General features: G+C 45.4%; 10 protein-coding genes. All 10 read left to right on the top strand.

Annotation, left to right across the window (positions count from 1 at the left end; translation table 11 throughout):
- Positions 1-697 precede the first annotated feature (697 nt).
- The 10 genes from ltrA (AC0VYI_RS14260) (at position 698) to accD (ending at position 13227) form a co-directional block, all read left to right on the top strand.
- Positions 698-2356, top strand: coding sequence for a group II intron reverse transcriptase/maturase (gene ltrA / locus AC0VYI_RS14260; RefSeq protein WP_475443679.1), 1659 nt, complete (start codon positions 698-700; stop codon positions 2354-2356).
- A gap of 41 nt (positions 2357-2397) precedes the next feature.
- Positions 2398-2820, top strand: coding sequence for a hypothetical protein (locus AC0VYI_RS14255; protein WP_475443677.1), 423 nt, complete (start codon positions 2398-2400; stop codon positions 2818-2820).
- 1200 nt (positions 2821-4020) lie between these two features.
- On the top strand, positions 4021-5679 hold the full coding sequence (gene ltrA / locus AC0VYI_RS14250) for a group II intron reverse transcriptase/maturase (protein WP_475443679.1): 1659 nt from the start codon (positions 4021-4023) through the stop codon (positions 5677-5679).
- A gap of 41 nt (positions 5680-5720) precedes the next feature.
- The gene (locus AC0VYI_RS14245) at positions 5721-6143 is read left to right on the top strand and encodes a hypothetical protein (protein ID WP_475443677.1); all 423 of its coding nucleotides are present in this window, start codon (positions 5721-5723) and stop codon (positions 6141-6143) included.
- Positions 6144-6506: 363 nt separating this feature from the next.
- Complete coding sequence (locus AC0VYI_RS14240; RefSeq protein WP_475443676.1) at positions 6507-8807, top strand: FimV/HubP family polar landmark protein; 2301 nt, start codon at positions 6507-6509, stop codon at positions 8805-8807.
- Entirely contained in the window at positions 8800-9717 is a 918-nt protein-coding gene (gene truA, locus AC0VYI_RS14235) for a tRNA pseudouridine(38-40) synthase TruA (protein WP_475443674.1), read from the top strand. Before AC0VYI_RS14240 ends, truA begins: the two co-directional genes overlap by 8 nt.
- Entirely contained in the window at positions 9701-10318 is a 618-nt protein-coding gene (locus AC0VYI_RS14230) for a phosphoribosylanthranilate isomerase (RefSeq protein WP_475443672.1), read from the top strand. Before truA ends, AC0VYI_RS14230 begins: the two co-directional genes overlap by 17 nt.
- Positions 10311-11522 carry a tryptophan synthase subunit beta gene (trpB, locus tag AC0VYI_RS14225; protein WP_199474802.1) on the top strand — a complete coding sequence of 404 codons (1212 nt, stop codon included), beginning with the start codon at positions 10311-10313 and terminating at the stop codon, positions 11520-11522. The genes AC0VYI_RS14230 and trpB overlap by 8 nt, the downstream gene beginning before the upstream one ends.
- Complete coding sequence (trpA, locus tag AC0VYI_RS14220) at positions 11519-12340, top strand: tryptophan synthase subunit alpha (protein WP_199474803.1); 822 nt, start codon at positions 11519-11521, stop codon at positions 12338-12340. The genes trpB and trpA overlap by 4 nt, the downstream gene beginning before the upstream one ends.
- A 23-nt stretch (positions 12341-12363) precedes the next feature.
- Positions 12364-13227: an acetyl-CoA carboxylase, carboxyltransferase subunit beta gene (accD, locus tag AC0VYI_RS14215; RefSeq protein ID WP_199474804.1), complete on the top strand. Its 864-nt coding sequence runs from the start codon at positions 12364-12366 to the stop codon at positions 13225-13227.

Below are 13227 nucleotides of genomic sequence, written 5' to 3'. Positions count from 1 at the left end.
GCTGGTATTTTTCATTGTCTCACCTGTTAGCAGGTAACGAGACCTAATGTTCAGCCATTAGTAGCCTAGGGATAGTGCGTCACTGGTAACGGTGGGGTGCGAAGCTTCCTGACAATGTAACCCCCGTCACGGGTATATCTATCCGTGAGGGTGGGTATAGATATCGCGAACAAAGCGCGGTTGAGGTGCTAGGCTTGTTGGTATGGTTAACGCAAGTGAACTGTTGATAAACACCGTCAGCCGCATAGAGCTAAGCTTTGTTATAAGGCTCTGACCAAAATGGTATGTGGTCGGTTATACCTTTTACATCTGGGTATACGCTGATATAGCACCACCGGTGGACAGACAGAACCTAAACCAATGTGTGAAAAATGCCGGAACTCGGTAAGCCCGTAATGTCGCCCTCGTGGCAGGTGAATCGTAAGAGGATCTGTTGGTGTTGCGGGTAAAGGAGGATAGAAAAAGCGAATGCTCATCTGTAATGGGTGAGATAGGGGTTCGAGCTTTGCCCTAACTCGAAAGAGTGCAGACTTCTATCTGGTCTTTAATCGTGTGAAAGCCTGTAAAGCTTTCTGTAGTAGAAAGTACGAGTCTTTGACTCAATAAATATGAACACCCACAGGGGAAAGATTTATTCCCCTGTGGGGATAAATCCGCCTCTATCTTGCGGGTGTTCTTCACTAAGGAGGACTGCAAGATGAGCATTTCAACAAATGAAGCGCCTGCGTCATCCCGCTTTGCTAACTCATGGCATGAGATTGATTGGGAAACCAGCCATCTCAAAGTGAGAGAGCTACAGGTACGGATCGCGAAGGCAGCTAAACAAAAGCAATGGCGTAAAGTGAAACAGCTTCAACGTATGTTGGTACATTCATTTTCCGCCAAAGCTATTGCCATTAAACGTGTCACTGAGAACCGTGGTCGTAAGACAGCGGGGATCGACGGTGAGACTTGGGATTCTCCCAAAAGCAAATGGTCTGCTATGTTTCGGCTAACCCCGAAGGGTTACAAACCGAAACCACTGCGTCGGGTTTATATTCCCAAAGCGAACGGCGGTCGTCGTCCGTTAGGGATACCGACTATGTTGGATCGGGCTATGCAGGCGTTATACCTGTTGGCATTGGAACCTGTTAGTGAAACGTGGGCAGATCGAAACTCCTATGGGTTTCGTCCATTGCGCTCTGCGGCGGATGCTATCGAACAATTGTTCGTGAACTTAAGCCGTAAGTCATCTGCGCAGTGGGTGCTGGAAGGGGATATAAAAGGTTGTTTCGACAACATTAGTCACGATTGGCTGATACAGAATGTCCCTTTGGACAAGAAGATCGTCAAGAAATGGCTAAAGGCGGGTTACATGGAATCGGGACGAATTCATGACATCGACGCGGGTACTCCACAGGGCGGAATCATTTCTCCGTTACTGGCTAACTGGGCACTCGATGGGCTGGAAAGTGTATTGGAATCTCATTTTGGGAAGAAGAACACCAAAGCGGCCTATAAAACGAAGGTGAACTATGTGCGGTACGCGGATGACTTTGTCATCACGGGTATCAACAAGGAATTGTTGGATGAAAGAGTAAAACCTGTCGTTGAAGCCTTTATGGCGGAACGTGGGCTAACACTTTCTAAAGAGAAAACCTTGGTTACCCACATAGATCGTGGATTTGATTTTCTTGGTCAGAACCTCAGGAAATACAACGGTAAGTTTTTAAACAAACCGTCCGCTAAAAACCTGAAAAATGTACTGACTAAGATAAAGGATGTTTTCGTGCGTTATAAAACGGTGCCAGCTTGGTTATTAATCGCCAAGCTTAATCCAATCATTCGTGGTTGGGCTAACTACCATAAAGGTGGGGTGTCGAAGGAAACATTCAAATATCTCGATTACCGTATTTGGAAAATGCTATGGCAATGGTGTAAGCGCCGACACTCAAATCGCCAAAAGCGATGGGTAGTGAAAAAATACTTTATGACTGTTGGAAAACGGAAATGGGTATTCTTTGGCAACTCTCCTGATAAGGGAGTAGTAAACCTTGTTTATGCGTCCGATACGAAAATAACACGCCATACAAAAATTAAAGGGGAAGCGAATCCTTATGATCCGAACTATGAGCTGTATTTTGAGCAACGCTTGGAATATGTCCTCAGAAATTCAGAGATGGGAATGCGTAAAGCCTTTACGTTGTGGAAACGACAGCAACGACGTTGTCCATGTTGCAACCAACTCATAACGCCGGAAACAGGGTGGAATATCCACCATGTAATCGAGCGTCATCGGGGTGGGAGTGACAAATTGGATAACTTGCAGTTGTTGCATCCTAATTGTCATCGGGCATTGCATGTTATGGAGTCGTAGGTTTAACTACGAAGCTAGCTATGATGTTCAGGTGAGGCATAATGGACTTGATAACAGAAGTGATGAAATTTTTAGTTCCTGTTTTCTCTCTAATTCTTGGTTCGGCACTAACGTTTTATTTTGGTGTGAAATCCAAGAAAAGTGAGGCGGCGCTAAAAAGTAAAGAAGAGCAGTACTCTAAGTTACTCTTAAAATTGCAAGGGTTTGTAGGTGCAACAGCAAATACAAAAACTAAACAAGAGTTTTTCGAAGAGTTCTATAAAGCTTGGATCTACAGTTCGGACGAAGTTATTGAGGCAATTAATCATATGATTTCTCTTGTGCGAGAAGGAGGAGCCCCGAACCCTGCGGAAGGCCGTAAAGCCATTGGAAACATAGTTTTGGCTATGCGAAAAGATCTTCACGGTAAAGGGAAGTTGGGGTCTGAATCCTTTGAGTATATTGATGTCATTGATAGAAAATAGCTGCTGGTCTAGCTCGCTAGACTTATAAAGGCTTGAGCTGTATGCAGGGAAACTTGCACGTACGGTTCTTAGGGGAGGGGCGGTCAGCAATGACTGCTCCTTACCCGACGTGCGACGAGAGTCGCGGAGGTAGCTAGCCTCGCGGGCTACGACGTCAGTAGATACTAACATATGTTGGTATCTACTCCCAACCCGCAATAAATAGCGTTTATAAAATCCCGATGTTCGGGCGTTAAACCCCGAGCATCGGACTCTCTAATGAGAGAATTATGCTTGGGCGTTTATCGCCGATTGAAAGCCAAGTTCGCAAAGTGAACCCGAACTTATTAAAAAGACTGCTGGGTAATTTTGACCGAGTCATTTTCATAAGTATGAGCCCCGACCTGTTCGGTTCTCATTCATTTCAAAGACATGCTGATATATCTCCGCAATTTAACGGGATTTATAGAGGCAGGTATCATCGTGGTATTTTATTACCTATGCTAGCTATCGCTTGCGCGTAAGCTGGTATTTTTCATTGTCTCACCTGTTAGCAGGTAACGAGACCTAATGTTCAGCCATTAGTAGCCTAGGGATAGTGCGTCACTGGTAACGGTGGGGTGCGAAGCTTCCTGACAATGTAACCCCCGTCACGGGTATATCTATCCGTGAGGGTGGGTATAGATATCGCGAACAAAGCGCGGTTGAGGTGCTAGGCTTGTTGGTATGGTTAACGCAAGTGAACTGTTGATAAACACCGTCAGCCGCATAGAGCTAAGCTTTGTTATAAGGCTCTGACCAAAATGGTATGTGGTCGGTTATACCTTTTACATCTGGGTATACGCTGATATAGCACCACCGGTGGACAGACAGAACCTAAACCAATGTGTGAAAAATGCCGGAACTCGGTAAGCCCGTAATGTCGCCCTCGTGGCAGGTGAATCGTAAGAGGATCTGTTGGTGTTGCGGGTAAAGGAGGATAGAAAAAGCGAATGCTCATCTGTAATGGGTGAGATAGGGGTTCGAGCTTTGCCCTAACTCGAAAGAGTGCAGACTTCTATCTGGTCTTTAATCGTGTGAAAGCCTGTAAAGCTTTCTGTAGTAGAAAGTACGAGTCTTTGACTCAATAAATATGAACACCCACAGGGGAAAGATTTATTCCCCTGTGGGGATAAATCCGCCTCTATCTTGCGGGTGTTCTTCACTAAGGAGGACTGCAAGATGAGCATTTCAACAAATGAAGCGCCTGCGTCATCCCGCTTTGCTAACTCATGGCATGAGATTGATTGGGAAACCAGCCATCTCAAAGTGAGAGAGCTACAGGTACGGATCGCGAAGGCAGCTAAACAAAAGCAATGGCGTAAAGTGAAACAGCTTCAACGTATGTTGGTACATTCATTTTCCGCCAAAGCTATTGCCATTAAACGTGTCACTGAGAACCGTGGTCGTAAGACAGCGGGGATCGACGGTGAGACTTGGGATTCTCCCAAAAGCAAATGGTCTGCTATGTTTCGGCTAACCCCGAAGGGTTACAAACCGAAACCACTGCGTCGGGTTTATATTCCCAAAGCGAACGGCGGTCGTCGTCCGTTAGGGATACCGACTATGTTGGATCGGGCTATGCAGGCGTTATACCTGTTGGCATTGGAACCTGTTAGTGAAACGTGGGCAGATCGAAACTCCTATGGGTTTCGTCCATTGCGCTCTGCGGCGGATGCTATCGAACAATTGTTCGTGAACTTAAGCCGTAAGTCATCTGCGCAGTGGGTGCTGGAAGGGGATATAAAAGGTTGTTTCGACAACATTAGTCACGATTGGCTGATACAGAATGTCCCTTTGGACAAGAAGATCGTCAAGAAATGGCTAAAGGCGGGTTACATGGAATCGGGACGAATTCATGACATCGACGCGGGTACTCCACAGGGCGGAATCATTTCTCCGTTACTGGCTAACTGGGCACTCGATGGGCTGGAAAGTGTATTGGAATCTCATTTTGGGAAGAAGAACACCAAAGCGGCCTATAAAACGAAGGTGAACTATGTGCGGTACGCGGATGACTTTGTCATCACGGGTATCAACAAGGAATTGTTGGATGAAAGAGTAAAACCTGTCGTTGAAGCCTTTATGGCGGAACGTGGGCTAACACTTTCTAAAGAGAAAACCTTGGTTACCCACATAGATCGTGGATTTGATTTTCTTGGTCAGAACCTCAGGAAATACAACGGTAAGTTTTTAAACAAACCGTCCGCTAAAAACCTGAAAAATGTACTGACTAAGATAAAGGATGTTTTCGTGCGTTATAAAACGGTGCCAGCTTGGTTATTAATCGCCAAGCTTAATCCAATCATTCGTGGTTGGGCTAACTACCATAAAGGTGGGGTGTCGAAGGAAACATTCAAATATCTCGATTACCGTATTTGGAAAATGCTATGGCAATGGTGTAAGCGCCGACACTCAAATCGCCAAAAGCGATGGGTAGTGAAAAAATACTTTATGACTGTTGGAAAACGGAAATGGGTATTCTTTGGCAACTCTCCTGATAAGGGAGTAGTAAACCTTGTTTATGCGTCCGATACGAAAATAACACGCCATACAAAAATTAAAGGGGAAGCGAATCCTTATGATCCGAACTATGAGCTGTATTTTGAGCAACGCTTGGAATATGTCCTCAGAAATTCAGAGATGGGAATGCGTAAAGCCTTTACGTTGTGGAAACGACAGCAACGACGTTGTCCATGTTGCAACCAACTCATAACGCCGGAAACAGGGTGGAATATCCACCATGTAATCGAGCGTCATCGGGGTGGGAGTGACAAATTGGATAACTTGCAGTTGTTGCATCCTAATTGTCATCGGGCATTGCATGTTATGGAGTCGTAGGTTTAACTACGAAGCTAGCTATGATGTTCAGGTGAGGCATAATGGACTTGATAACAGAAGTGATGAAATTTTTAGTTCCTGTTTTCTCTCTAATTCTTGGTTCGGCACTAACGTTTTATTTTGGTGTGAAATCCAAGAAAAGTGAGGCGGCGCTAAAAAGTAAAGAAGAGCAGTACTCTAAGTTACTCTTAAAATTGCAAGGGTTTGTAGGTGCAACAGCAAATACAAAAACTAAACAAGAGTTTTTCGAAGAGTTCTATAAAGCTTGGATCTACAGTTCGGACGAAGTTATTGAGGCAATTAATCATATGATTTCTCTTGTGCGAGAAGGAGGAGCCCCGAACCCTGCGGAAGGCCGTAAAGCCATTGGAAACATAGTTTTGGCTATGCGAAAAGATCTTCACGGTAAAGGGAAGTTGGGGTCTGAATCCTTTGAGTATATTGATGTCATTGATAGAAAATAGCTGCTGGTCTAGCTCGCTAGACTTATAAAGGCTTGAGCTGTATGCAGGGAAACTTGCACGTACGGTTCTTAGGGGAGGGGCGGTCAGCAATGACTGCTCCTTACCCGACATATCATCCCCTAAGCTACTTAGCTTAATAGAAAGCCTCGCTGTTTAGCGGGGCTTTTTTTTGAAATGGGTTTTTCCGTTGAAAGGACGAGTTTTGTTGTTTTTTAATAGATTAAAATGGTGCGACATTGATCATTGTTCTATTCTTAAGCCGATAGTCCAAACCATTGATTCTAAAGCTATTGATAAATAGTGACCTGTGTAAGATACTTGGTACGTAATAAAAGCCATTTTTTTAATAGAAAAGGGAAGCTTATGCTCAGGAAAACCCTCGTTAGTTTAGCCATTGCTGGTGCGTTGTATTCGGTAAGCGGTTATGCGCTGGAACTGGGTGAATTAACCTTAAAATCGAGCATAGATGAACCTTTCCGGGGGCAAATTGAGTTATCTGATGTGGGCTCACTGACTCCCCAAGATATATTAGTGCGTTTAGGGAGTGAAGGTGAGTTTCGTCAGGCTGGGTTTGCGCCTTCTCCTGAGTTAAATGATTTGTCCTTTGATGTTGCCCGTGGGAACAATGGTAAAGGCTTAATCATTGATGTAGTGTCGAAAAAAGTTCTCAAATCCAAAGATCTGCATTTTGTTTTGGCTGCGCGCTGGCCCAGTGGGCAGGTGGTACGAGAATACGATGTGCCATTGACTCAGTCGGCTTTGGTAGATAAATCTCAAAAAGAGGTGATTCAGTCGCCTACCGTTGCCTCGCGAGCCGCAAAACCGAAGGCTGCGACTAATTCAGCTAGTAATAGCCATAGCGTGTTCAAAAAAGAATCTCAGGCGGCGAACAAGTTACCAGTAAAAGGTAATGCGTTCACTCAAGCTGGCAATACTTTATGGCGTATTGCTGAAAAGAATCGACCATCGAATAATTTTACGATTTATCAAACGATGATCGCGATTCAAGCATTAAATAAAGATGCATTTTATTCGAATAATATCAATCTCCTTAAGCAAAATGTCGTACTCCGTATTCCGACAGAGCAACAGATTGCTTTGTTTAATCGCTCCATGTCGAAAGAAGAATTTGAGCGACAAGTTCGTATCTGGCAAACCATTAAGTCCGCGTCCTCTAAGCATTCTCCTATTGCCCGTGAACAATTAAATACTCAAGCCAAAGGGAAGGGAGCATCTAAGCAGCCTATTTCTGATTCAGACCGCTTAACATTGGTGTCTGGACAAAGCGCGCTTGCACAGAAAAATTCGAGTTCGAATGAGGGCAGTGGCAATGAGTCTTCTAAGTTAGAAAACAAACTTTCTGCCACGGAAGAGATGCTAGACAAAGAGAAGCGTGAAAAAGAGGATCTCTCGAATCAGTTGGGTGATCTAAATAAGCAGCTTCAGACGTTGCAAAAACTGATTAGTTTAAAAGACCAGCAAATGGCGGAGCTTCAAAAACAACTCGCCAGTGCGAAACAGTCCATGCAAGAACAAAAAAATACAGTGGATCAATTGCTAGAAACTATTCAACAGCGTACTGATAAGGAGAAAGCAGAAGCTGACTCATGGCAGCACAAGATCTTTGGTAACCCGATTATTGTGTCAGTGGGAGCGGTGGTTCTTCTCATGCTGGGCTTCTTGATTGGTTTGTTGATGCGCCGTATGGGCAAGAAAAAGCCTGACACAACGAAAATGGATGGTGATGAATTTGACTTAGCTGCTGCTACGCCACTAGCGGCTGCCGCAGGTGCCGCCGCTGCGACTGGCGCTGCCGTGGCGGCAGTCGAAACAGAAGAGGCTAAGCCAGAGGAGGAAATAGAGGAAGAAGATCCTTTTGCTTTTGATTTTGGAGAGCCGGAAGAAGAGGCTGATGGATTTAGTGAGTTTGATAATTTAGAAGATCCAGATCAACCAGAAGAATCGGATGTGGAGGATTTTGAATTGCCTGATGATTTAGCCTTTGCTGATGATTCAGTGTCTGATGACGATGATGAAGAAGAGGATCCATTTGCCTCTTTGGATTCTCAGATGGACGATCTAAATGAACTGGATGAGCTAGATGACAATGCTGCTAACGAGGGATTCGATTCCCTTGATGACGAGCTTGAGGCCATTCCAGAAGACGAGACGGCAGAAGAAGTGATTCCGACCGTTGAGCCAGTGAATGAGGATGAGGCTGATGCGGGCACATCTGACTCAGAAGCAGATTTTTCTGAAGAAGAGTCATTTGTCTCAAATCTACTTGAAGATACGGATGGTGAGAATGAAGAAGGTCCAGATGAGTCGGCAATCTTTGATCAAGAGCCAAACGAGTCGCTGGCGTCGAGCATTGAAGAGACGCTAGCCGAAGCACAAGGAAATGAAGCGGATATAGATGTTCCTTCCTTTGGTGAAGCTGAGGCGGCTGATGGTGAAGCAGTCGATGATGACGAAGAAGAATTTGATTTCTTCGATGCCAGTGGTGATGAGGCCGCTACGAAATTGGATCTGGCAAGAGCTTACATGGATATGGGCGACGATGAAGGCGCTCGTGTTATACTTGAGGATGTAGTTTCATCCGGCAATGAGCAACAAATTGCCGAAGCAAAAAGTATGATAGAGCGAATGTTCCCAAGTGACTAAAAAGAAAGTAGTTCTTGTCGTTGAGTACAACGGCGCCGCCTATAAAGGTTGGCAGGCACAAAAATACGGTGTGCCAACGGTTCAAGAAGAAGTTGAAAAAGCGGTCAGTATTATTGCGAATCATCCTGTCAGTATAATCTGTGCTGGCCGGACGGACACGGGTGTTCATGCCAGTGCGCAGGTAATTCATTTTGAGACGGATGCGGTTCGAAATGAGCGTTCTTGGACGCTCGGGGTGAATACACATCTTCCTCGTGATATCTCCATTGTAGCGGCTCGCTATGTGGATATGGATTTTCATGCACGCTTTAGTGCTTTGAGCCGTCGCTACCGCTATGTTATTTACCAATCAGAGCTGCGTCCTGCCATTTTAATCGATGGTGTTACTTGGACGTACAAAAAGCTCGATGTTCAAGCCATGCAAGAAGCGGCCAGAGTGTTTGTTGGCGAACATGATTTCTCCTCTTTTCGTGCTGTCGGTTGCCAGGCAAAAAGCCCAGTACGTACTATTTTAAACTTTTCTGTCCAGCAGTTTGGTCAGTATGTGGTACTAGATGTCAGAGCTAACGCATTTTTACACCATATGATTCGTAACTTTGCTGGCGTATTGATTGCTATCGGGGCAGGTGAACAGCCAGTTGAGTGGGCGAGGCTCGTACTTGAGGCAAAAGACAGAGCTAAAGGAGGAGTGACCGCAGCCCCTTTTGGTTTGTATTTTGTCGATGCCGAATACCCCGAACATTTCAATATCCCTAAACCTGCTCTAGGTCCGCACTTTCTACCGGTTATTGAAGAATCGGTTGGTACTGTGAAGTCATACTATCGGAAAGACGACTCAGTATGTTCTACTTCGTCCAATCAAAAAGCACTTTCGACTGATAAAGAGTTGTCTTATGACCTGTCGAGTTAAAATTTGTGGCATAACAAACCTTGAGGACGCGTTGATTGCTTGTCGTCATGGGGCAGACGCGCTGGGTTTTGTGTTTTATGAAAAAAGCCCACGGTATATTGATCCTCAAGCGGCCAATGACATAGTGGCTAAGTTGCCACCTTTTGTGGTGCCTGTGGCATTATTTGTCAACGCAGAACCCTCTTTGATTGAGCGTGTTATCTCGGGAAGTGCGCGCTGGACGATTCAGTTTCATGGTGATGAAACAGAGTTGGCTTGTTTGCCGTATAATCGTCCTTATATAAAAGCCTTAAGGGTGAGAGAGGGGGAAGATATCGCGGCGCTTGGGCAGGCTTACTCCTCGGCCAGTGCCATTTTACTGGATGCTTATAAAAAAGGGGTTCCAGGAGGTACAGGCGAATTATTTGACTGGCAGTTGATTCCGAAGGAGTTGCCTTTTAGTGTGATTTTGGCGGGTGGTTTAACGCCTCAAAATGTTCGTGCGGCGGTTGAGCAAGTAGCTCCCTACGCAGTGGATGTGAGTGGCGGTGTCGAGCGATCCAAGGGGCTCAAAAGTGAGTCACGTATTCAAGAATTTATTATTGGAGCGAAATGTGAGTGATAGTCCAATTGATTTAAACCTGCCTGATGCGCAAGGGCGCTTTGGGCAGTTTGGTGGAACATTTGTATCCGAAACCTTGATGTCGGCACTTGATGATTTGACCAAGATGTATGAAGAGTTATCTCAAAGTGCAGAATTTCAGGCGGCGTTTGATAAAGATATGGCGCATTATGTTGGGCGCCCGTCACCTTTGTATTTTGCCGAGCGCCTAACCGAAAAAGTAGGTGGTGCGAAAATTTATCTGAAGCGTGAGGATCTCAATCATACAGGGGCTCATAAAATCAATAACACCATTGGACAAGCCTTGCTTGCCAAACATATGGGCAAGCCAAACATCATTGCTGAAACGGGGGCGGGTCAACATGGTGTGGCATCAGCGACTGTGGCGGCTCGCTTGGGGCTGAAGTGTAAGGTCTTTATGGGGGCCGAAGACATCAAGCGCCAGTCTTTAAACGTGTACCGTATGAAATTGTTGGGGGCAGAAGTGGTTCCCGTTGAGTCTGGTACAAAAACCTTAAAAGACGCTTTGAATGAAGCCATGCGTTACTGGGTGAGTAATGTCGATGATACTTTTTATATTATTGGTACTGCTGCTGGACCACACCCTTACCCCAAGTTAGTGCGTGATTTTCAATCTGTGATTGGCCGTGAAACGAAAGTGCAATGTATGGAACAAGAAGGTCGTCTACCAGATGCGCTTGTTGCCTGTGTTGGGGGCGGTTCTAACGCAATTGGCTTGTTCCATCCGTTTATTGGTGACAAAGATGTAGCAATGTACGGTGTTGAAGCCGGGGGGGATGGCATCGAAACGGGCCGTCATGCGGCGCCGTTATCGGCAGGTCGTCCAGGTGTGTTACATGGTAATCGTACGTATGTAATGGCCGACGAAGATGGTCAAATTATCGGTACTCATTCTATTTCTGCAGGTTTAGATTACCCTGGCGTGGGGCCTGAGCATTCTTGGTTGAAAGATGTTGGTCGTGCCAAATATGTGGCCATCAATGACGATGAGGCGATGGAGGGGTTCCGTGATCTTACTCGTCTAGAAGGTATAATGCCTGCCTTGGAGTCCAGTCATGCAGTTGCTTACGGTATGAAACTTGCCGCTACCATGAGTAAAGACCAAATTATCGTAATCAATTTATCGGGTCGTGGTGATAAAGATATTTTAACCGTTGCAGAATTGGATGGGATTGAAGTATGAGCCGTATAAATGCATGTTTTGACAGTTTAGCAGCTTTAGGTAAGAAAGCTCTGATTCCTTATATTACGGCAGGCGATCCTACACCAGAACACACGGTAACCATTATGAATGGCTTGGTGGCAGCAGGGGCCGATGTCATCGAGGTTGGTATGCCTTTTTCCGACCCTATGGCCGATGGCCCGGTTATTCAGCTGGCTTGTGAACGCAGTCTGGCCGCTGGGACGAGTGTGCGTAAAGTATTAGATATTGTTCGTCAGTTCCGAGAGCAGAATACTGACACACCTGTTGTGCTTATGGGCTATTTGAACCCCATTGAGTTTTTTGGCTATCAAGCATTTGCCCATTCTGCTAAAGAAGCAGGGGTAGATGGCATTTTATTGGTGGATCTGACTCCAGAAGAGGCGACAGATGTAGTAGAATGCTTCCGCGAAAATGATATTGATCTCATTTATCTGTTATCACCTACGACGACACCTGCTCGAGCGAAGAAAATTTGTGAGCTTGCTTCCGGTTATGTTTATTACGTTTCTGTGAAAGGGGTGACGGGTTCGACAGCGTTGGATGTGGATAGTGTGAAAAAACACGTTGATTCATTGCGAGAAATTACCCACTTACCGATAGGGGTAGGTTTTGGTATTCGAGATGCTCAAACAGCAGCAGCGGTGAGTCAGTGTTCGGATGGTGTAATTGTTGGCAGTGTATTGGTGAATGCCATCGCAGAAAATCAAAATCAAACAAAAGAATATATCGCTGACGCTTTACAGTCTATTCTTGCACCAATGCGTGTACAGATGGACGCTGAGCAAAGCGGCAGTTAGTAAATAAGGATTTGGAGAAATAAATGAGTAGCTGGTTAGATAAATTTTTACCTTCGATTGTGCGCAGCGAATCAAAGCGTGGTTCGGGATCTGTGCCTGAGGGGCTTTGGAAAAAGTGCCCGAAATGCGACAGTGTATTATACCGCCCTGAGTTAGATAAAAATCTCGATGTTTGCCCAAAATGCCAGCATCATTTGCGCGTTAGTGCGCGTCGTCGTTTAGATATCTTTTTGGATCATGAGGGTCGCTATGAGATTGGTGAGCACTTAGAGCCTGAAGATAAATTGAAGTTTAAAGACTCTAAACGCTACAAAGATCGTTTGGTTGCTGCGCAGAAAGCCACTGGTGAGAAAGATGCTTTAGTCGCAATGGAAGGGGCATTAAATGGCATGCCTGTAGTTGCCGTTGCGTTTGAGTTTAGTTTCCTCGGGGGCTCTATGGGAGCAATTGTTGGGGAGCGTTTTATCCAAGCAGTGAATGTGAGCCTTGAAAAACGTATACCTTTGATTTGTTTTTCAGCCTCTGGTGGCGCGCGTATGCAAGAAGCGTTGATTTCTTTGATGCAAATGGCGAAAACCAGTGCAGGCCTTGAACGCATGAAACAAGAAGGTATTCCATACATTTCGGTGATGACGGATCCTGTGTTTGGTGGGGTGTCTGCTTCATTGGCTATGTTAGGGGATTTAAACGTTGCTGAGCCAAACGCGTTGATCGGTTTTGCCGGGCCTCGTGTTATTGAGCAAACGGTTCGTGAAAAATTGCCTGAAGGGTTCCAGCGCAGTGAATTCCTGATGGAAAAAGGCGCATTGGATATGATCATCAAGCGTAACGAAATGCGTGATCGCCTCTACAATATTTTATCTATGTTGACAAATAGAGCGGCTTAA

The sequence above is a fragment of the Marinomonas sp. 63XJN7_9_ISO-PGPR-S23-217 genome, assembly GCF_056173515.1.
This window is presented reverse-complemented; position numbering and strand designations above follow the sequence as displayed.